Source organism: Pedobacter sp. R20-19 (genome assembly GCF_000708265.2).
Classification (GTDB): domain Bacteria; phylum Bacteroidota; class Bacteroidia; order Sphingobacteriales; family Sphingobacteriaceae; genus Pedobacter.
The window spans coordinates 110,651-134,989 of record NZ_JCKI01000009.1; the positions used below are offsets into that span (position 1 = coordinate 110,651).

Here is a 24,339-nt window from a genome sequence, read left to right on the forward strand (position 1 = left end):
ATGGGAAACAAGATCATCACTGAAAAAGATTTTTGGATATGTAGTTGCGGGGCAGTCCCGGCTCAGTTACAATCACAACAAGAAAGCGTTAAGAAAAAAAGCGGAGAAAAATACATCACTGTAATGGATAAGTCTACCAGTAGTTGGATAGATTTTGGATGTACCCGTTTGATGTTAATCTACGCAATCATTGCCGCTGCTGTAGTGGTAATTGCTGCAATGACTGTAGCCACAGGGGGTGCTGCGCTCATTGCTCTGGGTGCTCTTGCAGGCTTAGCAGGTGCTGCATGGGGCGCAATTGTTGGTAGTCTGTTATGTGGTCAGTTGGCAGCAAAGGCAAGAAAATGGGAGGGAAGCAAAAACGACTACATCATTCAACAAGTTCATGCCATTTCAGGCGCCCATAAAATGACCTGCCCTGTGGGAGGTACCATAACCTTTGCACCAGAAATTAAAAACTGGAGCCAGGCGATAGCGTTAGGTGCTTCTAATTACATAGGTCATTTGATGGAGGGCATGATGGCAGGCGCAGCGATAGGCATGGGTGGTGCTGCTTTAAGCGGTGGCGCAGGTGCCTTTGCAAGTGGAGGAATACGGGGGCTTGGACAGGCTGCTCTTCAATTTGCTAAGAGTGCACCACTTAACGTAATTAAAAATATTGGCGCTACCTTTGGCATTAGCGCGGCTGGTTCAAGTACTACTACTGTGGTAACGACTGCAGCAACTGCCGTTGGTTTACGTAGTCTTACCGCAACTCAGGCTGGCTTACAACATTATGGTTCTACAGGAGAATCTGGATGGGGGGCAGCAGGAAGAGGTGTATTTGGCATGGAAGAGGGCATGTACCATTCTGGTGCAAACATTTTAAGTGGTAATGCCGGCTGGCAGGATGTGGCCGGATTAGCATTGTTGCTTTCGCCCGTTCATAAAGCACCTGAAGAACTTAATGCCAAAAAGAGCGAGCCTGTACAAAATGGTGAGCCAGCTAGAGATGGTGAACAAGGTCAGGATGCTGAACAAAATGTTGCAGACGATGAAAATATAAAACAGGCCAATAATAATCCTGAAGAAACAACTAAAAACGATGGTGAAGGTGATGCTTATGAATATGGTGCAAATGATCCTATTAAACAAGGATTTGATGATTTAGCTGCAAAGAGAGAGGAGTTAGGATTACCTAAAGCAGGTAGTTTAGCAGATGCCGCTACATTATCTAAACTTAAAATTGGAGATACAGAATTTAGTGGCATAAATAGTAAACTTCAAAATCCAAAAACGAAAATAACATTAAAGGCAAATGCACAAACAAAAACACATGCGGAAGCAGAAGCTGTACAAAAGGCAATTGATGCAGGAAAAAAAGGCACAGCCAAAGAAGCGGAGATGTGGACTGATAGGGATGCATGTGACGCATGTGGCAAATATAACGGAATCGGCTCCTTGGCTAGAGAACTTGGTTTAGAAAGAATAATAGTACATTCGCCTAGCGGGACAAAAACATATTATCCACCAAAATAATAAATAACATATGCAACTAGATTTTGATAAATGGAACCACAACGTAAATATTGGAAAATCAATTGATTTAACTAATGCTGATTTCTCAATAGTTTTAGAAAAATTTAATCAATTAGATCAGAAACAATTTACCCAAATCATATTAGGAGGGGATAACGATCACTTGATTGTTGGCGGTGGTAAAGGGAATTATGTCTGCACATTTTCAACAAATAATAACGATGAATTTTATAACTTGATTAATAAAGCTGCTTCTGAAAATGAAGATATAGATATAGTAACAGGTGGGCAGGAGGGAACGTTTCCTGCAACAATAGTTGTAGGGGAAGATGCTGCTTTAAACGCTCTTAAGTATTATTTTGAAAATCAAAAAATGAATCCAGATTTAACTTGGGAAGAATAATAACATTATCTTGGTTTTAAATAGATGCCAGTAGCATCCCAAAATGTAGCATATGAAGAATTTGAAATTTTAATAGGTTTCTTAATTTAGAAATGACCATAAGAAAATATATTTCTTTAAAAATTCATTAATACAATAAAATATTTTAGTGATGATTTTAAATATTATATGCGTGGAATAATTTATTAACTTAACAATATTATTAATAATTTATGTTTACAAAATTTATAGATACATACGGTAATATAGAAAATAACAAGAGAATTCCAGCTGATGATTTATTACGAATAAAAGGTGATTTATCTCCTGAAATATTTGAGTTACTTGAACAAGGGGAAGGAAGTTATATGGACGGATTCCTTTGGGTAGTTAACCCTTTGGAATATACTGATTTAATAAGTGAGGTGTATTTGCCTATAACTTCTCCCTCAATCTGTTTTGCAAGAGATGCTTTCGGTTGTTTATATCTATGGGAGGATGAAAGCATAATTTTTGTTGATATCATACATACCAAACAAGAGTTGGTTGGTCGTAAGGCAAATGTCTTTTTTAATCTTAAAATGACCGATATCGGCTTTCTTAACAAAAAAACTTCATTTAAAAATTATCTGAACGCTAAAGAAAGATTAGGTATGCCAAAAATAGATGAATGCTATGGTTATATTCCTCTTATAGGAATGGGTGGTAGTGAAAATGTAGAGAATTTGGAGAAAGTTAAAATCAAAGAGTATATTTCTATTGTATCTCAGGCACTTGGACAAATCCAATAATTTAGTTTTGATAGCATATTGGTATGATTAAGTAAGTAAACATTAAAATAGATTAGTGAATTTCTTTATGTGTACCTATTGAAAATTCAAAATAATTGCATCAGAATTAAAGGCAAAGTAGCTCATAAATCAGTTAATAAATTTTGTTGAGACAAATATGGAATACGAATTACACAAGCTGGCTATTAAAGGTAGTAAACAAAAACTGGAAGAGTTACTGCTATCAGGCGATAAAGATGTAAATGAGAAAAATAATATTGGTTATAGCCCCTTAGCTTTTGCCATTATAAATGGGCATATTGATGTTGTAAACCTTTTAATCAAATTTGCTGCAGATGTTAACATACAAGATATGGATGGGAGAAGTCCATTACATTATCTAGGTGATAACAATCCAAATAGTGAAGGTAACCAATTAGAGATAGCCAAGTCATTAATTGAAAATGGAGCAAGCGTATCGCTATTAGATAAATATAAAAATAATCCATTAATAGCAATCGTATCATACCCAGGTGAAGATGAAGTCAGGATGCCTTTAGTAAAACTTTTACTAGAAAATGGTGCGGATATTAACCACCAGAATAAATCAGGTATTAGCGCTCTGGGAATTGCAAAGGATGATAATGATGAGAATTTGATTATACTTCTTGAAAAATATGCTAAATAATAATTAAATCTTCGAAAGTATTTAATATACTTATTAAGTAAATTCAGTATGTAATCTTTTAAAGAATGAAGAACATAATATTCTCATTATCTATGGACGGTAAAGTTTATGATTTGGAAAAAGAGCTTAGGAACGATACTGGAGGAATTAATGACAAAGCGGACCTTGATTATTCTCCTTTGGCAATAGCTGTGGCTAGAGGACGTAAAGATGTAGTGGAATTACTTTTAGAAAATGGCGCCACACCCAATACGCAAGATCAAAAAGGTAATACACCGCTACATTACACGGGAGAGTATAATTTCCTAGAGATTGCAAAATTACTGGTTCAGCAAAAAGCTGACCTAAAAATCCAAAATAATTTCGGTAACGAGGCCCTATGGGTAACTGTTTTTAATGTTAGGGGAAACGATGAAAGATATAACTTGGTGAAATTCTTACTTGAATCTGGTTCAGATCCTAATCATAAAAATACTTCAGGAATGTCACCATTAGGATTTGCAGAACAAGTAGAAGACAACAAACTAATCGAAATTTTGAAAGGTAATTTTAATTAGGAGTCTCTTTGGCAAAAAAAGTATGTTTGAACGGCAAGCTCGTCAGCACTTAAGTTGAAACCAATCAATCCCCTTCACTAACCTTCCGATCTAGACTGCATGCCTAGCCCAGTCAAAGCCCAGTCCTAAGGCATGATGGTTGCATTTTATTGCATGTAATTAGTGAAATGGATATTCATGAAAGGTAGCCAAATAAATACAGTCTATTTTCAATCAAAAGTTAAACAGATACCATCATTTTTTAAACGAAAAGTCCCATCATCTAGCGCTTTAGAGAATAAAAGTATTCTTTAATGCCCGATTACAATAATTAATTCTTTGTAACAAAACATTATTATAAAAATGATGTTACGTTCTAGATTTATGAAAAAGCACCACCTCTCCAACAGCCCAACACCCTGGCAGCGGCTCGTCGAAATGCTTCACGCAGAGCGTTCCACAATCAACTATATTTTTATTTATGCCGGACTCATCGGGATGATTGGACTTTCGCTTCCACTAGGAACAGCAGCCGTTTTTAATCTCTTGTCTAATGGTTCCATGTATGGATCTACTTACATTTTAATCGCGGCGATTTTAATCGGAATTATTGTTGGTGGCATCTTGTTGCTGGGGCAGCTCAGCCTGGTAGAATTTCTGGAGCAAAAAATTTTTATCAAGGCCGCACTTGATTTTGCTTACCGGTTACCCAGAATCAAGAAGAAGGAGCTGGAAGGAGAAAATCCACAAGAACTGGTGAACCGTTTCTTCGATGTGTTAACCATACAAAAAGGCCTCACCAAGCTCTTAATCGATATTGTAGCTGCTGCGGTATTGATATTTTTCAGCGCGATACTGCTTTCATTTTATCACCCGGTATTTATCGGATTTGGCATATTTACCATCCTCTGCATCGGCATTATCATCTTTGTTTATTACCGAAGGGGAGTGAACACGAGTATAGAAGAATCAGAGTACAAATATGAAGTAGTGGCCTACCTGGAAAATGTAGCTGCTGATTTAGACGCTTACCGTGGTCGATCAGATAAAATGGATCAGGTGATGACCATCATAGATGAGATTACCTCCAAATATATTAGTGCAAGAAATGATCACTTCAGTATTTTGAAAAGGTTGTTTGCCAGTGCAGTAGTATTGCGAACCATTTTAATGGGCGGTTTGTTGCTGATGGGATCTTATTTTGTGGTGCAACGGCAAATGACTTTTGGTCAGTTTGTGGCTGCCGAGGTAATCATTGTGCAGATTTCTTATGCGGTAGAAAAACTCATGACCAGCTTAAATACCGTATTCGATATGGTTACCGGAAGTGAAAAACTTGCTGTGGTTACTGATCTGGAAATAGAGGAAGGAGCGCAGGAAAATGGTTAATAGAACAAAGAAAATTATCGAAAAAAAGATAGAAGAACATGCTTTATTATCTAAAGCAAAACTCATTTCCTCCAATGGCCCCAGGTTACTAGGCAGGGTGATGATCGGTGTATTGATCCTCTTCATTATCATCTTGCTTTTGCCCTGGAGGCAAACCATATCCGGACGCGGAATCGTTACGGCTTTACGGCCGGAAGATAGGCCACAAACCATCCAAAATCAAATTGGTGGTAGAATAGAACATTGGGCCGTTCGGGAAGGGCAGGAGGTGAAAAAAGGTGATACCATTTTAATTCTTTCAGAAACAAACCAATCCTATTTTAATCCGGATCTTCCAGATAGGTTGAATGAACAACTGGCTGCCAAGAAAGGAAGTGAGATGGCTGCTGAACAAAAAATCTCAGCAACAGACGCACAGATTAGTGCCTTAAGTAATGGTTTAAGGATTCAATTATCTGCCGCTGAAAATAATGTGGTGCAAGCACGTAATACAGTAAGAATAGATAGTGCAGAGCTGGTTGCGGTGAAAAACTATTATCAAACCAGTAAGGCCAGATTAGAACGCTATGAAGTTGGGTATAAAAACGGACTTTTTTCACTCACCGATATTGAAACACGTCGGTTGAAACTTCAGGAAGACAAGGCCAAGGAAGTCAGTCAGGAGAATAAACTCAACAGTTCAAGGCAAAGTTTGGCCAATGCCTATATCGAGTTGGATAACATCCGTGCAAAATACAGCCAGTCGCTGGCATCAGCACAATCAGATAAAAGTTCCGCGCTTTCTGGGAAAGCTTCCGTAAAAGAAGAGATCGCAAAGTTAAGAAACGAAATGTCTAACGTAAACATCAGGCGTGGATTGTACGTGGTCAGGGCACCCCAGGATGGTTACATCGTAAAAACCCTTAAAGCCGGAATCGGAGAGAATATTAAAGAAGGAGAATCGGTTGCAACCCTTCAGCCGCTCTCCCCATTGGTAGCTGCAGAAATATATGTTGATGCCATGGATGTTCCGCTCATTCTGGATAGCAGCAATGTGCGCCTGCAGTTTGAAGGTTGGCCATCGGTACAATTCTCCGGCTGGCCATCAGTTGCCATCGGTACTTTTGCCGGGAAGGTTTCTGTAATTGATCGGGTAAGTACAGATGGTAAATACCGTGTGTTGGTGAGGCAGCCTAATCAAACCCCTAAAAACGACGAACCCTGGCCAATCCAGCTCCGTCAGGGTTCAGGAGTATACGGGAGGGTAATTTTAAGAACAGTTCCGGTTTGGTATGAAATCTGGCGGCAGTTAAATGGCTTTCCCCCGAGTTTGGATAAAGCACCTACAGCAGAAAATATCAATAACAAATGATTGTGGTTTTACTTCATCCATTACTTAAATTTATGTGGGTTAAACAAAGAACCATCAACAAAATCTATTTACCAATTATCCTGTTATGGAGTACGTTCAGTTCAGCTTTTGCACAGGGAAAGGTTGATCTCACCAATCAAAAAACTTTCCTGTTGAAGGATTTGCAGGCACTGGTTTTATTTAACCATCCGATAGTGAAACAGGCTGCATTACTGAGTAGGGAAGCCCAGGCAAGGGTGTTTCAATCACTCGGTAAATTTGATCCGGCTTTGAAGGCCTCATTCGGACGGAAAACTTTTGGTGGTACAGATTATTATAACCACTGGGATAGTGAATTAAAAGTACCACTGTGGCTTGCTGGTGCAGATCTGAACGTGGGTTATGACCGAAACGTTGGTGTGTATAATAATCCGGAAACAAGAACCAGTAGTACCGGACTTTCAGGAGTTGGTCTAACCATTCCATTAGGGCAGGGTTTATTAATTGATGCCCGCCGAAATACCCTCCGCCAGGCTAAAATTATGGTGGGTTACGCTGATGCCGAAAAAGTGGCACAGATTAATGGTGTTTGGTTTGATGTGCAGAAAGATTACTGGAATTGGTACTATGCCTTTCAACAAAGTAGGTTTACGGATGAAGGGGTAGAACTGGCACAAAAACGCTTTCAAGCCATTCGGGCACAGGTAATGATAGGAGACAAACCACCCATTGATTCAGTAGAAGCCGCTATTACGCTTCAGGATAGAAAAATTCAGTTTCAGGAAGCTACCTTAAAACTAATGAACTCCAGGCTTTTATTATCCAATCACTTATGGAGTTCGAATGGGCAACCTCAGGAACTTCCTGCTGAAGCAGTTCCTGAAGATGTAGCAGAAGCAGAAATGGCCCTGGAAAAATTACGTGTAGATACTTTGCTTCAGCAAGCAACTGAAACACATCCCGAAATATTAAAAATTAAGAGCCAAACGGCTAAACTAGATATTGAACAAAAATATCGGCTAGATATGTTAAAGCCTAAGCTTAATATAAAAGGTTCATTCCTCGCCGGGCGAAGAGATTTTTCTGATGTGCCCAATGATTATGATTTTAGATTAGCCAATTATAAGGTGGGCATAGATTTTTCTTTTCCCTTATTTCTTCGGGAGGAACGTGGTAAACTTAGGGAAGTTAAGATTCAGCAAGCTGAAATGGCCTATGGCCTTCAGCAAACCACCCGTGAAATCCAAACGGGCGTAATCACCGCATTTACAGAACTTAAAGCCGTACAGACTCAGGTAAATTTGCTATCCAAAAATGTGGAGAACCAGCGTACATTAGTCAAAGCCGAAGTACAAAAATTTGAACTGGGAGAAAGTAATTTATTCCTCATCAATACCCGTGAAACTAAATTAATGGATATGCAGGTAAAGCGTGCTGAACTGATCTCCAGTTTTCAGAAGGTGATGGCAGATTTATATTATCGTGCCGGAAAACAGAAGCAATATTAGTTGCTGAAAATGAGATTGATACTGCTTCTTTATACCTGATGCCAAAAGAAAACCTGCTTCTTAGCAATCTTAACATGGTTCTGATGTCTAACACGGCATCATCTTTGCATATGCTCCAACTCAAATTTAAAGCAATAATATTTTAAAAAAGATGAAGAACCTACACGTATTTTTCCCGAAACGATTATTATCCTTTTTAGCCTTGGGGCTCCTTTTTTTATCTTCCTGCTCGGAATCACCTACAAAATTTTTTGAGATTACGATTCTGAATACCAATACGATTAAAGACTTTGCCAGTCCGGTTTTGGCTCAACGTCTTGATGCTGAAGCAAAGGAATTTCCAAATATTCCATCAAGTAAGAAAAAGGGTGATGAGGCCGTAAACAGTATAAAAATGAATACTCAATTTTTGGAACAATCATTAGAAAAAATTAAAAAGATATCAGCCTCCGGAGATGACCAGAAAGAAATTCAAAAATTAGCTGTTGATTTATATGAATATGTGATTCCAGTGTATAAAAACGAATATCTGGCTTACGCAAAACTTTGCGATACAAAAGGTGATCAAAGTGCAAAAGATGAGATCATTAAAAATATCGATACCAAATACGGGCCTACTTTTATGCAAAAGCACGATGCTTTAATGGCTAAAGGTAAAGCTTATGCAGAAAAGCACAACATCCAGGTAAGTTGGGGAGAATAGTATAAAGTCACCAGCATTAATCAATGTTGATGAGTGACACCCCAATCGGTATATTCGTCATTGCGAGGCACGAAGCAATCTCATTGCAGCATAGATTAATTCGTGCCTCGCAATGACGATAATTTGAAGGAGGGCTGTTTGAGTAAGATTCTATATTTGTCTTCTGGCTTTCACCTTCTCCTTTTTATTGGTACTTAAAAAACCGAAAATAAAACCAGTAAAAAACTTCGTCTTTTTATGAAGGAAGCAATTTATCAGGTGTAATAGGTAAAGACCTGATTCTCTTACCCGTTGCATTAAAAACTGCATTGGCTATTGCTGCTGCAACGCCCACAATCCCCACTTCACCAATACCTTTTACACCCATTTTATTTGGGATTAAGTCAACTTCATTGATAAACATGGCATCTAACTGTCCAACATCCAGGTTCGCTGGCACATGGTAATCTGCAAAGGAGCGGGTGGCGAAATTTCCGTACCTTGGGTCAATAACTGATTCTTCGGTGAGTGCCATTCCAATGCCCCAGATATTTCCACCTATAATTTGCGACCGGGCTGTTTTCGGATTCAGAATTTTTCCTGCACCGGTTACGGCAAGGAAACGGGTTACTTTTACCATTCCGGTTAATTTGTTGATGCTAACTTCAGCAAAATTCGCATTAAAACTATGTGCAGAATATTGTTCGGCTTCTGCAGGGGCTTTAGAACTCGATTGGGTTTCAAAAGCAACTATCTTTTCTGAGATCATTAAATCATTCGCTGTTGGCCTTACGAAAAATTGTTTATTTGATTTAACCAACAGCTCATCTGTAATTTTAGTGCAGGCATCATTTACTGCATTGGCGAAACTGGAGGCGCCCACTGAGCCTACTGATCCGGCAGCAGGTGGAAGGTCTGAATCGCCAATTTTCATGGTAATACGAGATAGGGGAATGCCCAATCCATCGGCAGCAGTTTGTGCCAGAATGGTATTGGTGCCCGTTCCAAGATCAGACGCTGCAATCTCTACAATGGCATACACCTGGCCAGCCTTCAAGGTAAGTTTAATATTTGCCGAACTGTCTCGCTGGCGGGCCGGGTAAGTACCGCAAGCTACACCGTAACCAATTAAATTTTCTCCGGAGAAATGAGTGCCTGGGATGGCTTTACGTTTTTCCCATCCAAACGCCTTGGCGCCTTCTTCCAAACATTTTACGGTGGTTCGTGAGCTCCATGGTTTGCCATTTGAAGGATCTTTTTTAGGCTCGTTTTTAATCCGCAGAGCAATAGGATCCATTTTTAGTTGATGTGCCAGTTCATCCATTGCACATTCCAGAGCGAAGCTCCCGGTAGATTTGCCTGGCCCACGGGTATAGGTTGGCAGAATCAGATTCATGGGTATTACCCGGTAAGAAATCAAGGAATTGGGTACTTCATACATGATTTTTGAACAATCACCGCAGGGTTCGATATATTCTGAATCTACAGCCGTATGTGAAATGGTTTCATGTGCTAAAGTGGTCAGCATCCCATCTTTGGTGGCACCCAAACTAATCTTCTGTATATTCCTTTGTCGCAAACCCACAGAATTGAACATTTGCTGGCGACTGAGTGCCAGTTTTACCGGGCGCTTAACCATTTGTGAAGCAACAGCCGTAAGTACTAAATTAGCCCATTGTCCGCCCTTTGAACCAAAACCGCCTCCGATATAGGGTGAAACAATCCTTACCTGTTCGGGCTTTAAGTTTAGCGTGGCTGCGGCGGCCGTTTGTGCGCCATTTATAATCTGCGAACCATTATAAAGAATCACATTTTCTCCTTCCCATACGGCCACCGTAGCATGCGGTTCCATGGGATGGTGGTGTTCAATAGGTGTTTCGTATGCTTCTTCAATTTTAACTTCAGCCTGTGCCAGGGCTGATTTTCCTGCACCCCTCACCAGGTCGGCCAATTCTTTTCCCTTGGGCATCTCAGGGTTTTTTGCCAGTTCCTCAAAATCAATTTTCTCTGTTTTATCCTGTTGATATTTAACCTGAATAAGATGTACTGCGGCAGTGGCCTGTTCAAAAGTTTCGGCAACCACCATCCCAATATGCTGGCCATGGAAAGTAATTTCAGGACCTTGTAATAAAGCGCCGCCCCTCAATCCACCTTTAACATTTAATCTTGGCGCATTTTTATGTGTGATCACCTGGATTACGCCTGGAGATTTTTCAGCATCGGCGGTATCAATCTCAACAATTTTTCCGGAGGCGATGGTACTTTTGAAAAGCACGGCATAAGCCATATTTTTAGCAGGGTAATCCGTTGCGTAAGTGGCTTTACCTGTAATCTTCATGATGCCATCGATCCGGTCTATGCCTTTGCCAATGATTTTGTCCGTATTTTCCATAATGTTCCCGATCTCTTAAACTTTTAAAGCAACTTCAAACGCATGGATTAAAGTCTGTTTACCCATTTCTATTTTAAATTTATTGTGAGAAAGCGGTTTTGCCGCACTCATTTCCAGGTCTGCAGCTTTGGTAAAATTCGCAAACGTCGCAGTTTTATCCTTTAAAAATGCTTCTGCCTTTAATGCCCTCCAAGGTTTATGCGCTACGCCACCCATAGCAATATGTGCTGTTTTAATGCTATTACCCTCAAGCTCAAAACCTGCCGCTACTGAAACCAGCGCAAATGCATATGAATTGCGGTCACGAACTTTGATATAGGCAGAATGACCAGCGAAATTATTTTTAGGAAGCTCAATGGAAGTAATCAGTTCACCATGGTTTAAGCTGTTATCCTTCTCAGGATGGTCTTTCGGAAGGAGATGAAAATCAGTAAAAGGAATACTTCTTTCACTGCCATTTTGCTGCATCACTTTAACGCTGGCGTTTAAAGCCGAAAGCGCGATAGCCATGTCTGAAGGGTAAACTGCCACACATTGATCCGACCATCCAAAAATGGCATGCATCCTGTTAAAGCCTTTCATGGCCGCACAACCACTTCCGGGAACCCTTTTATTACAAGGCATGTTGATGTCATAAAAATAACTGCATCGGGTACGTTGCAACAAATTACCACCATTGCTGGCCATATTTCTGATTTGTGCAGATGCACCCGCTAAAATAGCTTTACTCAACATCGGATAATCTTTTCTGATCAGCTGATGATTGGCCGTTTCCGTATTTTTAGCCAGCGCACCAAGACTTATACCTGTGGCAGTTGGCTTAATGGTATTTAAAGGTAAGCGACCCAAATCAATGATTTCACTGGGCTGGGCCACATGTTCCTTCATGAGATCAAGAATATTGGTGCCACCTGCTAAAAATGCTGCATGGGGATGGATTAAACCCAAAGCTTCTGATGGATTTTTTGCTATTGAAAACTTAAATGGTATCATAATCTGATGGTTTGATGTTAACCTGCAAAAAGCCAGTTCTGTTCGATATTTTTTCCGGTTTGTGCCTCTTTAATGGCTGCAACAATATTAGGATAGGCGCCACAACGGCAAATATTGCCAGACATTCGCTCGGCGATCTCCTCATCTGAAAGCATTACTGCACCGGCCTGTTCTCTAATGTTTGACGTAACAAAACTGGCCTGACCTTCCTTCGCTTCTTTCATCAATGCCACTGCAGAACAAATCTGCCCTGGTGTACAAAAACCACATTGAAAGCCATCATGTTTTAAAAATGCCTGTTGCATGGGGTTCAGCTCATTATCTTTTGCCAGCCCTTCAATGGTAATAACGGATTTTCCCTCACAGCTCGCCGCAAGTGTCAGGCAGGAGAGTACACGGTTGCCATCTACAATTACCGTGCAGGCACCGCACTGTCCATGATCACAACCTTTTTTTGAACCTGTAAGACCAATCCGTTCACGCAAGGTATCCAGCAAGGTCATTCGGGAATCAATAAGTACTTTTTTGTTATTGGAATTTACTTTGAAGCTCACGTTGATGCCATTTTCTATTGCGGTAGGAATGAGATCCGGAATCTCATCAAACTCAACCGAGCGGGCAAAAAGCTGCTCGGCACCAACCATATGGCTTACCAGTAAACCGGCAGATGCCAGGCCCATTAATTTTAAAAAATGTCGTCGCTGAAGGCCCGAACTCAATACTTCATTAAGCTCTTCTGGCATAAGGTCGCCGAAAAGCTTTTTTTCTTCAGGGCTCAGTGGTGATTTGTTTTGTTTCATGTAGCTGTTTTTGAGATGACAGGAGTGCAATAGCTGGCTTAAAAGTTATTACCTGTAGAACAACTATAAAAACGCCTGGTTTTGATCAAAACAAAAATGATACGATTACACCTGAAACAGAATCAGGCCATTACGGATGTTTTATAATTAGGCTAAGTGGGTAAAGCACTAAGAATTTTTGCCTAACCCTTGAATATAAGCAGTAGGCGTAACGCCAAATTCCTTTTTAAAGGCCTTCGTGAAATACGATTGTGTTTGAATCCCAATTCGATACATCACTTCAGTCATCAACACATCTTCATTTTTCATTATTTCTATCGCTTTACGAAGTCTGGCTGAACGCACAAATTCGCCGATTGATTGCCCTGTAATTGATTTTAGTTTCTGGTAAAGTTTCGTTCTGCTCATCCCGATTTCTTTACATAAGAAATCAATATCCAGTTCAGGGTTAATCATTTGGGCATCAATAATGGAAAGTAATTTATTCATAAAAAGCTTATCCTTTTCTGAATTAACTAACTCTCTCGGCAGAATCTCTTTGTTTTTTAAATAATGCTCTTTTACTTTTTGTCGTTGTTCAAAAATATTGCGGATGGTGATGTGCAATAAGTTCGTATTTATTGGCTTGGTAAAATAAAGATCTGCGCCAGATTCGGCACCCTCGATTTCAGCCTCCAAACTGTTTTTTGCCGTAAGCATTAAAAATGGAATGTGGCTGGTTTCTATATTTTCTTTAATGATACTACAAAATTCCGTTCCACTCATACCCGGCATCATCACATCACTAATAATGAGGTCGGGAAGGTTTTGCCTGGCTACTTCTACACCTTTAATACCGTCTACAGCCTCCAGAATCAGATACTGATCGGCTAAAGAATCCTTTAAAAAATTACGCAGTTCATCATTATCATCTACAATTAAGATCCTTTGTTTTTCATTTTGATTAGTGGCCACAGCAGGAATGGTTGTTTTGTGATCAGTTTCTACCTGGTACATAATGCTTTCCAGTCTTGTTCCACCTGCTGTATCACTTTGGATAAACAACTCATCCATTTGGTAATCGCCTTTAAGCACCGGAATCCCGATCATGATTTCCGTTCCTTCATTTCTTTGACTTGATACTTTGATCAAGCCTTTGTGAAGTAAGGTCAAACTTTTAACAAAGGCCAGGCCTACTCCAGAACCCAGATGTGATTCTGTTATCCTGTAATAGCGTTCGAACAAGTGCTGGATAGAAGCTTTCGAAATACCAATTCCGTTATCAATAACCCTGAAATAAATATATTCCGTTCCCTTATAATCACTTTCAATGTTCAGTTGGTTGGCAAATAATGGCTTAACACCATCCAAAGAATGAAGTACCTGAATTTTTAATGTACCATTAGCTTTCGTGTATTTTAGTGAATTGTTTACCAGGTTAAGGATGATTTTTTCGATAATTTGTCGGTCGAACCATATTTCAGATGGTAAAGGGTCTTTCTCAACTGTAAATATTATGTTTTTATCGGCGGCCATTTCCTTAAACTCTTCTGCAATTTCATCAATAAAAAGGTTGAGGCTTCCGGCTGTAACGTTTAGTTTTAGCGCACCGGCAGCCGTTTTTCTAAAATCCATCAGCTCATTAATTAACCGGAGCAGGCGGTTGGCATTGCGGTGGATGGTGTTATAATAGATTTGGAAAGATTCCTGTTTATCTTCATTCAGCAAACGCTCAATCGGACCCAGAATCAGAGAAAGTGGCGTACGGAATTCGTGCGAAATATTGGTAAAAAACTGCAGTTGTGTCTGGTGGATTTCCTCACGCTTTTCTTCCTCAATTTTTCTTAGTTCTAGTCTGCGCCTAAAGCTTAAGGCAGAATAAGTGAGGTAAACAGCTGTACCAATTACCAGTAACATGAACCACCAGGTAGCCCAGAAGGGTGGAGCAATGTGTACCTCAATAGAGACTCCAACATGATTCCATACGCCATCATTATTGGATGCCCGAACTTTAAAGGTGTAGGTGCCGGGATCAAGATTGGTGTATACGGCCTGCCGACTATTGCCAATATTAATCCATTCTTTGTCTTCGCCCTCCAACTGGTAGGCATAATTGTTATTTTCGCTTGAAACGTAATTGAGCGCTGCAAAACGGAAGGTTATCGTTGCCTGATCGTAGTCTAACTTGAGCTTTTTAGTATAGCTGATATCACTTTGCAGTATATTTTCATCTGTTTGCGGGGAGATCACCTTATTAAATATTGTTAATTCAGTGAGGTATACCGGAGGCACAAAGCCATTGGTTTTAATATCCTTTGGGAAAAAAGAGTTGAAGCCATTGATTCCGCCAAAAAACATTTCACCACTTTTGGTTTTAAGATAAGCATTGGATTCAAACTCCTGTCCCTGCAAACCATCTGCCATATTGTATTGCTTGAAGGTCTGTTTCTGCGGATGATATTTAGTCAAGCCATTTGCGGTAGAAATCCATAAATTTCCTTGTTCATCTTCTGTAATCCCCTTAATGAAAGCGGTGCTAAGTCCAGCTTTTTGAGTAGCCAGCACAAATTTATTTTTGCTGACATTGAAGCGGTAGAGCCCGGCCTGGCCTATCCATAAATTACCTTTCCGATCCACAAAGATTACCCGTAAATCAGGCTTTTTGCCACTTTCAGTAAAATAGTGACTAAATACTTTCGTTTTGAGGTTATATCGGTTTAAACCACCATCATCTGTTCCAATCCAGAGGTTTTTATTTAAATCTTCGTTAATGGAAACGATGTTATTGCCGGTTAAATGTGTGCCATTTGCACCCGCTGTAAACCTTTTAAATGTGCCTGTTGATGGATCAAACAGGTTCAATCCACCATAGTAGGTACCAATCCAAATGTGGTGTTCACTATCTTCAAAAGATCTTTGAACATAATCTGATGAAATGGAATTAGGCTCGCTATCCTTGTGCTTGTATCGTGTAAATGTACCGTCCGTATTCATTCGGTTTAAACCACCCGCCCAGGTACCAATCAGTAATCCGCCTTTGGTTTTGGTGATGTCTAAGATGGCATCGGCACCTATTGTTTGTGGATCAAAAGGGCTGAATTTATAGTGCTTAAAAACTTTGCTTTTTTTATTATAAATGTCCAGTCCGCCGCCATCCGTACCAATGTAAATTTCTCCATTATCTGCCTCATAAAAAGCCCTGACATCATTATAGCTTAAACTGTTTTTATCAGGTTCCTGCCTGAAGAGATTAAATTTTTCGGCCTGAGGACTATAAAGATTCACGCCTCCACGGTGCGTACCTACCCATAAATTACCCTGTTTATCTACAAAAAGAGCCGAAACGGTTCTTTGAGAAAGGCTGAAAGCATTGCCTGCCTGATTCTGATCATGGGTAAAATTTTCCGTTGAAGGATCGAAATGATTTAACCCGCCATTAATGCCACCTATCCATACCCCGTTTTGATGATCGAATGCAATGGCCCTGACCAAATTACTGCCAATGCTATTGCGGTTTTTCTCTTCATGCAGGTATGTTTTATAGGCATTATTTGCTGCATTAAAATGAATCAGGCCATTTTCTTCGGTCGCCAGCCAGAAGGAATTGTCTTTGGCTTTTTTAATCGTCCTGATTTTAAAATTGTTTAACTTAGGTTTAGCAATACCAGTCGTTGTATTTAAAAGTTCAACACCAGAGTCGCTGGCAATCCAGAGTTGACTACCTGAATCGGTATAAATATCATTGATGAAATCTTTTCTTGTACGAAAATGTGGTGTATTTGCGAAGGCATAGTGACCGAGGTTTTGCTGTTGCTGGTTAACCTTAAAAACACCACCGCCATAAGTACCCACCCAAATGCCCTGTTTATTTTCGGCAATTGCGGTGATAATACTGCTATTCTGCCCGGAACCTGGGTAATAGGTGAACTTACTTTGTTCCGGATTAAATTTATTAAGGCCGTTTGAAGTTCCGATCCAGAGGTTTTTGTCCTTGTCTTCTAAAATACACCTGATGAAGTTATCGCTGATGCTTCCGGCTTTCCCCGTACTTTTAAATGCGGTAATTTCGTTACCATCATAACGGTTCAGGCCGTCTCTTGTACCAAACCAGATAAAGCCACGACTATCTTGAAAAATGCATTCGATGGTGCTGTTTGATAAACCATTTTCTACATTAATGTGCTTAAACTTTAAGTTTTGTCCGTAGCTGTTCAGGGCTAACGTAACACAGAGAAAAGAGAAAATAAGTTTAACAATACGGATCATTCTTGTGCTTCGCCAGACGCAATTTTTTAGAACTCAAATGTAATTCATTTTTTAGCAGCTTGGGTATACTTTACATGGTTTATAGGTAAATAGGGCGATATTATGACGGTTAGCACAAAAAAAATGGACGATAGCACAAATCAAAAACACGGATAAAGGCTTTATTTGTGACCATAATTCTAACCGATATTTCTATGCAGATGATTACAATTTTCTTCAAGAGTAACAAGCGAATGTTTATGCTATTACTATTGATTTTTACCCATGGATATCTTTTCGCTCAACAGGCCACCATTATCGGCGTGGTGAAAACAGCTCCAGATAATTTGGGTATGCCTGGGGTAAGCGTTCGATTAAAAGGAACGGCTACCGCAACTTCAACTGATGGAAACGGAAACTTCACCCTTAAAATTCCATCGAATGGAATTTTAGTATTTACCTCTGTAGGTTACAAAGTACAGGAAGTTCCGGTTTCTAAATCAACCAGTTTAACCATTACCCTGATTGAAGATGCTTCCACCTTAAATGATGTGGTTGTAGTGGGCTATGGTACCACCAGAAAACAAGATTTAACCGGTTCGGTTGCTGTAGTAGGCGTAAAGGACTTTCAGAAAGGAAGCATTACCACGCCAGAGCAAATGCTTTCGGGCAAGGTTTCAGGGGTGGCCATCACTTCTAACAGCGGTCAGCCGGGTGCAGGAAGTACTATCCGGATTCGCGGAGGTTCATCCCTGAATGCCAGTAACGATCCGTTATTTGTGATTGATGGCGTACCCTTAGAAAATGGTGGCGTTTCAGGTGCTTCCAATCCCTTAAGTTTCATCAATCCAAATGATATCGAAAGCTTTACGGTATTAAAAGATGCATCGGCAGCAGCTATTTATGGTGCCAGGGCATCTAACGGGGTAATCATCATCACCACCAAAAAAGGTTTAAGCAATGAGTTGAAAGTGAGTTTCAATTCAGTTAATTCTATTTCTAAAATTGTAAAACAATTGGAGGTATTGAGTGCTGATGAAATCCGTTCCATTGTAAATTCAAAAGGAACCGCTGCACAAAAAGCGCAGTTGGGTAGTTTTAATACCAATTGGCAGGACTTGATTTACCAGGATGGCTTCTCTACTGATAATAACTTAAGCATAAGTGGCGGAATCAAGAAATTACCTTATCGCATATCTGTAGGGTACCAGAATCAAACAGGTTTATTAAGAACCGATCAGCTGGAGAAAACTTCAGCAGCATTGGTACTCAACCCACGCTTTTTTGATAATCATTTAAAGGTAGATTTAAACCTGAAGGGTAGCATGCAAAAAACACGCTTTGCCAACACCGCTGCTATTGGTGGCGCGGTAAGTTTTGATCCTACGCAGGCCACTTATACCAACCGATCAGCATACAATGGCTATTGGGAATGGTTAGATCCAACCAGCCCTACAGGTTTGGTTAATCTGGCGGGCCGCAATCCGGTTGGTTTGCTGGAGCAAAGAGAAGATCGGGCTAAACCTATGAGAAGTATTGGTAATTTACAATTGGATTACCAGTTTCCATTTTTACCGGAATTACATGCTAATTTCAATGCCGCTTATGATGTGGCTACCGGAAAAGGAACTGTTTATGTTGACCCAAACGCAGCCGAATCTATTTTAAGCAATGGGGTAAGCAATCAATATAAAACCAACAGGCAAAATACAGTAGTTGATTTTTACCTGAACTATGTGAAAGATTTTAAATCAATCAAGAGCAGAATTGATGCTACGGCTGGTTATTCTTACAATGATTATTTAACTACGCAATATTTCTATCCGGTTTTTGATGCCCGGGGAAATAAAGTAGCCAATTCAGATCCAGCCTTTCCATTTAATAAACCTCAATATCGCCTCATCTCTTATTTTGGTCGGTTTAACTATAATTACGATGAACGCTTTTTGTTAACAGCAACAGTTCGCCGTGATGGATCATCTCGTTTTGGCCCGGCCTATAAGTATGGTACTTTCCCATCTGTTGCCTTGGCCTGGACCGCTAAAAATGAAACGTTTTTAAAAGATGTTAAAGCCATTTCCAACCTGAAAGTTCGTGCCAGTTATGGTATTACTGGTCAGCAGGATGGAATTGATAACTATGGCTACCTTTCCACTTATGGTTTAAGTTCACTGAATGCACAATATCAGTTTGGCGATACCTTTTACCAGATGTACCGCCCAAGTGCTTACATTTCCAATATTAAATGGGAAGAAACTGCCACCGCCAATGTAGGGTTGGATTTTGGTTTATTTGATAACCGCATTAGTGGTAGTCTGGATTTTTATCAGAAGAAAACCAGTGATCTGTTAAACCGGATTCCACAACCTGCAGGAACCAATTTCGCCGCTACAGCAATTGTAAATGTAGGCGATATGAAGAATGAAGGAGTAGAGATGACCCTGAATTTTAATCCGGTAAAAGAAAAAGATTTTAACTGGGATTTCAGCGTAAATGCTACATACAATAAAAATACCATTACCAATTTAACCGTAGTTCCGAACGATCCTAACTATGCAGGCTTTCCAAGCGGTTCTATAGCAGGCGGTGTAGGCGGACAATTCGTATTTATAAATGCCGTTGGCGGACCAAAAAACACCTTTAACCTTTTTGAACAGGTGTATGATCAGGCTGGAAATCCTATCGAAGGCGTTTATGTAGATCAGAATGGCGATGGTGCCATTACCGCCAGCGATTTAAAGAAAGGTAAACAGGCAGACCCGAAATTGTTCCTCGGTTTCAGCAATAACTTAAGCTATAAAAAATGGAACCTCTCCTTTACCCTGAGGGCTAATTTAGGTGGTTATGTATACAATAATAATTATAGCCAAAGCGGTAACCTGGCACAAATTACAGGTACATCGGTTATCCTGAATGCATCACCAAACTACCTCACTACAAATTTCAAAACACAGCAATTGTTAAGTGATTATTATGTTCAGAACGCATCATTCCTGCGGATGGATAATGTTAACCTGGGTTATGCTTTTGGAAAGTTATTTAAAAGCAAAGCCAATTTGCAGCTAACTGCCAGTGTGCAGAATGTATTTGTAATTACCAAATATAAAGGCCTTGATCCTGAGGTAGCTTCAGGAATAGATAACAACATCTATCCACGGCCTCGTGTGTATTCTATAGGCTTAAATCTTAATTACTAACGATTTATATTGAAACAAGATGAACCGTTTTAATCCAAAATATATGAAACTACGTGTTTTACAATTGTTCCTGCTGGTTTGCATCACCTCATTTTTGATGGTTTCCTGTACCAAACTGGATCTTACACCAACCAATGATTTAATTGCCGATAATGTATATACCAGCGTAAGCGGTTACAAACAATCATTGGCCAAAGTTTATGGTGCCTTTGCACTTACCGGTAATGCCTCTGTTGGCCAGCCAGATATCCCTACTGAAATTATTAAAGATGAGGGTAACTCTGATTTCCTTCGTTTATATTGGAACTTGCAGGAGCTCACCACAGATGAAGCCGTTTGGTCATGGCAAAGTGATGCCGGGATTCAGGGTTTACATGAAATGAGCTGGTCCTCAACCAATTCAATCATCAATGGGTTATATTACCGTTCCTATTTTCAGATTACCTTGTGTAATGATTTCATTAACCAATCATCAGATGATAATTTAAGCAAACGCGGCATTACAGGAGCAGATGCTGTAGAGGTGCGGAAGTTCAGGGCAGAAGCACGTTTCATCAGGGCATTTCAGTATTCGGTTTTAATGGATCTTTATGGAAACGTGCCGATGGTAACTGAGCAAACGCAGATTGGCGGGAAAGATTTGCCCGTGCAGATGCAGCGTAAAGATTTGTTCAATTATGTTGAGTCGGAATTGAAGGCGATAGAACCCGAACTGGCCACTGCAAAAAGCAATGAATATGGTCGTGCAGATCAGGCGGCTGACTGGGCATTGTTGAGCCGGATTTATTTAAATGCTGAAGTATACACTGGCACGCCGAGATATACTGATGCTATTACCTACTGCAATAAAATTACGGGTGCAGGTTATGCTTTACATAACAATTACCGCGAACTAACCATTGCTGATAATCATTTGAATAAAGATGAATTTATTTTAACCATCAACTACGATGGTACCAGTACACAGAATTATGGCGGTACCACTTACCTGATGCATGGTCCGGCTGGAGTACCCGCAGAGGTTTCAGGTTCTAGCGGAACCTGGGGCGGGTTGCGCATTACCCAGCAGTTTGTGAATCTCTTTGCCGATAAAACAGGCGCTACAGATAGCAGGGCGCAGTTTTACATGAGCGGACAAAATTTAGAAGTGAATGATTTGTATACTTCTACTGACGGCTATTCGAGTACCAAATACCGAAACAAAACCCGTTCTGGCGGACCTGCCCCGCACCAGGATGTAGCGAAAGATTTCTCTGATATTGATTTCCCGCTTTTCCGTTTAGGCGAAATATATCTCACTTATGCAGAATCTGTTTTGAGAGGTGGCACTGGCGGAAGTTTAAGTACTGCTTTAGGTTATGTAAATCAATTGCGTACACGAGCATACAATAGAAGTACGGCAGGAAATATTAGTTCAAGTGCCTTAACTACTGATTTCATTCTGGATGAGCGTGGAAGAGAACTTTGGTACGAAGCTTTTAGAAGAACCGATTTGATTCGCTTTGGTAAGTTTACATCAGCTAACTATTTATGGGCATGGAAAGGTGGTACCCGAAATGGAACAGCGGTAAATGCCAGATTCTCATTGTATCCACTGCCTCCTACAGATTTATCTGCCAATCCAAACCTTCGTCAAAATCCTGGCTATTAATTAACGTTTCAGCAAAATGAAAAAAATATTCAACTCCTTATTTACCCTTCTGCTATTAAGCATTTTTATGCTGGGTTGCAAAAAGGAAGAAAGTAATAACGTGGTCATAAATCCATCAGCATCAGCTTTAGCATTTAAAACTTCAACTGCTGCGGTAGTATTAAGTCCTGCTAATGATGCAGCCAATGTGGTAACCTTTAGTTTTAATGCGGCAAATTTTGGGGCAAATGTAGTAACCACTTATTCTTTGGAATTTGATCTGCCTGCAGATACCAGTGGCACCAATGCCTGGGCAAATGCAGTGGTGGTGAAAATTCCTGCAGGCACCTTACAGAAAACATATACCGGTGCTGATTTTAATGCATTAAGCGGTGTGCAACTTACGCTGCCAACAGGTACGGTCAGTACAATCGCTGTAAGGTTAAAAGCAGAAGTAAACCAAAACACGGGAGTGGCCTCTGCCATTAAGCCAGTGTACTCCACCGTAACCATGACGGTAAACCCTTACAAAGCCATTGTAGAATATCCGGCATTGCTCGTTAAAGGAGGCAATTCATGGAAAACACCATCCACTAGAACCAATGGTTTTCTGCTTGCATCTTCCAAGTTTAACAGTAAATATGAAGGTTACCTGAACCTGCCCAACGCAGATGGTTATGGTGGTGATGCTTTTCAACTGGTATCAACCCTTGATGCGAGTAAAGTGTATGGATGGGGCGGAACGGCAACAACCATGAGCTTGAACAGTGGCAATTTATACCTTTCGCCATCACCATCATATATGAAAGTAAATGCTGATATAGAGGCTTTAACTATCACTTATACACCGGTTAAGTTTTTCATCTCTGGAGACGATAATGGCTGGAGTACCTCTGCTACACCATTGAATTACAATGCCACAACCGGAAAACTGGAAGCCGCAAACGTAGCATTAACCGCCGGAAAATCATTTGTATTTACCTGTAATGGTGGTTATGATATTAGCTACAAAGTTGATGCCTCTGGCAATTTGGTCTTTGCGGGTGCACCAGTGTGGGGTGGAATCAATATCCCTATTACCAAAACAGGCGTGTTTACCGTTACCTTAGATTTAAGTGCGGGCGACGGAAACTATACTTATACCATTAAATAAAATGAATATGTTTACAAAATATATAAAAGGCATCAAAGGATTTACTTTGTTGGTGATCATGATCTTAGCCAGCGTTGGCTGCAAGAAGACCATTAAAGGTGAAACGCAATTTTACCCTGAGGCTGATGCGGTAGGTACCTACGCTAAAGGTGCTGATGTAAGCTGGGTAACCGAAATGGAAGCCGTAGGACGGAAGTTTTTCAACAGCGCCGGCGTGCAACAGGATCTGTTCAAAATTCTAAAAGATAAAGGTGTCAACACTATTCGCTTAAGGGTTTGGGTTAATCCAGCTTCGGGATATTGTAATACCGCCGATGTATTGGCCAAAGCAAAACGGGCGAAGGCTGCGAACATGCGTGTGCTGATCGATTTTCATTATAGTGATACTTGGGCAGATCCTGGGCATCAGAACAAACCAGCGGCCTGGGCCAATCAGGATTTTACCACCTTGAAAGCTTCTGTTCGCAGTCATACCGTTGCCGTTTTAACTGCGCTGAAAGGAGAGAATATTATCCCGGAATGGGTGCAGGTGGGGAATGAAACCAATGATGGTATGTTGTGGAATGATGGAAAGGCATCTGTAAGCATGAAAAATTTTGCGGAATTAATTCAGGCAGGTTATGAAGGTGTGAAGGCTGTAGATCCAGCTTCTAAAGTAGTGGTACACATAGCCAATGGATATGATAATAGTTTATTTAGGTGGATCTTTGATGGATTAAAAGCAAATGGTGCCAAATGGGATGTAGTGGGCATGTCGCTTTATCCAACTGCGGCAGATTGGTCTGCAAAAAATACCCAATGTTTAGCCAACATGAATGATATGGTAACACGTTATGGTTCTGAAGTGATGATTTGTGAAGTGGGAATGCCAGTTACGGAAGCTGTAGCTTGCAGGGATTTTATTAAGGATATTATGGCGAAAAATAAATCGCTTGCCAATAACAAAGGCTTAGGCGTTTTTTACTGGGAACCACAATCATACAACAGCTGGAATGGCTACAAGTTAGGCGCATTTGATGATTCAGGCAAACCTACCGTTGCGATGGATGCCTTTTTGCCTTAATTTGCAAGCTATCTAAACCTAAAAAATTCTTCTCCAGTAAAGGGTTCCAAAAGGGTTGGATGGTTATGAAAAAAATACGTTTAA

At 40.3% G+C, this 24,339-nt stretch carries 17 protein-coding genes; 13 read left to right on the forward strand and 4 right to left on the reverse strand.

Going from position 1 to position 24,339, the window contains the following annotated elements; all coding sequences use genetic code 11:
* From AN34_RS19740 to AN34_RS19780, 9 genes are all read left to right on the forward strand, one after another.
* Window positions 1-1,518: a deaminase gene (locus tag AN34_RS19740; protein ID WP_051666740.1), complete on the forward strand. Its 1,518-nt coding sequence runs from the start codon at window positions 1-3 to the stop codon at window positions 1,516-1,518.
* A 10-nt stretch (window positions 1,519-1,528) separates the two neighbouring features.
* The gene (locus AN34_RS19745; RefSeq protein WP_029288493.1) at window positions 1,529-1,921 is read left to right on the forward strand and encodes an Imm1 family immunity protein; all 393 of its coding nucleotides are present in this window, start codon (window positions 1,529-1,531) and stop codon (window positions 1,919-1,921) included.
* A gap of 212 nt (window positions 1,922-2,133) precedes the next feature.
* Window positions 2,134-2,691 carry a T6SS immunity protein Tdi1 domain-containing protein gene (locus AN34_RS19750; protein WP_029288494.1) on the forward strand — a complete coding sequence of 186 codons (558 nt, stop codon included), beginning with the start codon at window positions 2,134-2,136 and terminating at the stop codon, window positions 2,689-2,691.
* A 157-nt stretch (window positions 2,692-2,848) separates the two neighbouring features.
* Complete coding sequence (locus tag AN34_RS19755; protein ID WP_051666741.1) at window positions 2,849-3,358, forward strand: ankyrin repeat domain-containing protein; 510 nt, start codon at window positions 2,849-2,851, stop codon at window positions 3,356-3,358.
* Between the two features lie 65 nt (window positions 3,359-3,423).
* Complete coding sequence (locus AN34_RS19760; RefSeq protein ID WP_082468473.1) at window positions 3,424-3,915, forward strand: ankyrin repeat domain-containing protein; 492 nt, start codon at window positions 3,424-3,426, stop codon at window positions 3,913-3,915.
* Window positions 3,916-4,278: 363 nt separating this feature from the next.
* On the forward strand, window positions 4,279-5,283 hold the full coding sequence (locus AN34_RS19765) for an ABC transporter transmembrane domain-containing protein (RefSeq protein WP_029288499.1): 1,005 nt from the start codon (window positions 4,279-4,281) through the stop codon (window positions 5,281-5,283).
* On the forward strand, window positions 5,276-6,634 hold the full coding sequence (locus AN34_RS19770) for an HlyD family secretion protein (protein ID WP_029288501.1): 1,359 nt from the start codon (window positions 5,276-5,278) through the stop codon (window positions 6,632-6,634). Before AN34_RS19765 ends, AN34_RS19770 begins: the two co-directional genes overlap by 8 nt.
* A 32-nt stretch (window positions 6,635-6,666) precedes the next feature.
* Entirely contained in the window at window positions 6,667-8,121 is a 1,455-nt protein-coding gene (locus tag AN34_RS19775; RefSeq protein ID WP_029288503.1) for a TolC family protein, read from the forward strand.
* A 151-nt stretch (window positions 8,122-8,272) separates the two neighbouring features.
* The gene (locus AN34_RS19780; RefSeq protein WP_029288505.1) at window positions 8,273-8,824 is read left to right on the forward strand and encodes a hypothetical protein; all 552 of its coding nucleotides are present in this window, start codon (window positions 8,273-8,275) and stop codon (window positions 8,822-8,824) included.
* Between the two features lie 235 nt (window positions 8,825-9,059).
* Here AN34_RS19780 and AN34_RS19785 read toward each other — a convergent pair whose 3' ends face one another.
* The 4 genes from AN34_RS19785 to AN34_RS19800 form a co-directional block, all read right to left on the reverse strand.
* Window positions 9,060-11,195: a xanthine dehydrogenase family protein molybdopterin-binding subunit gene (locus AN34_RS19785; protein WP_029288508.1), complete on the reverse strand. Its 2,136-nt coding sequence runs from the start codon at window positions 11,193-11,195 to the stop codon at window positions 9,060-9,062.
* A 15-nt stretch (window positions 11,196-11,210) separates the two neighbouring features.
* On the reverse strand, window positions 11,211-12,188 hold the full coding sequence (locus AN34_RS19790) for a xanthine dehydrogenase family protein subunit M (protein WP_029288511.1): 978 nt from the start codon (window positions 12,186-12,188) through the stop codon (window positions 11,211-11,213).
* Window positions 12,189-12,205: 17 nt separating this feature from the next.
* Window positions 12,206-12,988, reverse strand: coding sequence for a 2Fe-2S iron-sulfur cluster-binding protein (locus AN34_RS19795; RefSeq protein ID WP_029288512.1), 783 nt, complete (start codon window positions 12,986-12,988; stop codon window positions 12,206-12,208).
* Window positions 12,989-13,156: 168 nt separating this feature from the next.
* Entirely contained in the window at window positions 13,157-17,233 is a 4,077-nt protein-coding gene (locus AN34_RS19800; RefSeq protein ID WP_029288515.1) for a two-component regulator propeller domain-containing protein, read from the reverse strand.
* A gap of 239 nt (window positions 17,234-17,472) precedes the next feature.
* Here AN34_RS19800 and AN34_RS19805 point away from each other — a divergent pair, with 239 nt between their 5' ends.
* Genes AN34_RS19805 through AN34_RS19820 form a run of 4 tightly spaced genes read left to right on the forward strand, consistent with a single transcriptional unit; the run spans window position 17,473 to window position 24,255 of the window.
* Complete coding sequence (locus tag AN34_RS19805; protein ID WP_231625591.1) at window positions 17,473-20,409, forward strand: TonB-dependent receptor; 2,937 nt, start codon at window positions 17,473-17,475, stop codon at window positions 20,407-20,409.
* Between the two features lie 43 nt (window positions 20,410-20,452).
* Window positions 20,453-22,060: a RagB/SusD family nutrient uptake outer membrane protein gene (locus AN34_RS19810; protein WP_029288520.1), complete on the forward strand. Its 1,608-nt coding sequence runs from the start codon at window positions 20,453-20,455 to the stop codon at window positions 22,058-22,060.
* A gap of 16 nt (window positions 22,061-22,076) precedes the next feature.
* Window positions 22,077-23,192 (forward strand): SusE domain-containing protein, encoded by a 1,116-nt coding sequence (locus tag AN34_RS19815; protein ID WP_029288522.1) that lies wholly within the window; start codon window positions 22,077-22,079, stop codon window positions 23,190-23,192.
* A gap of 7 nt (window positions 23,193-23,199) precedes the next feature.
* Window positions 23,200-24,255 carry a glycosyl hydrolase 53 family protein gene (locus AN34_RS19820; RefSeq protein ID WP_029288525.1) on the forward strand — a complete coding sequence of 352 codons (1,056 nt, stop codon included), beginning with the start codon at window positions 23,200-23,202 and terminating at the stop codon, window positions 24,253-24,255.
* Window positions 24,256-24,339 lie beyond the last annotated feature (84 nt).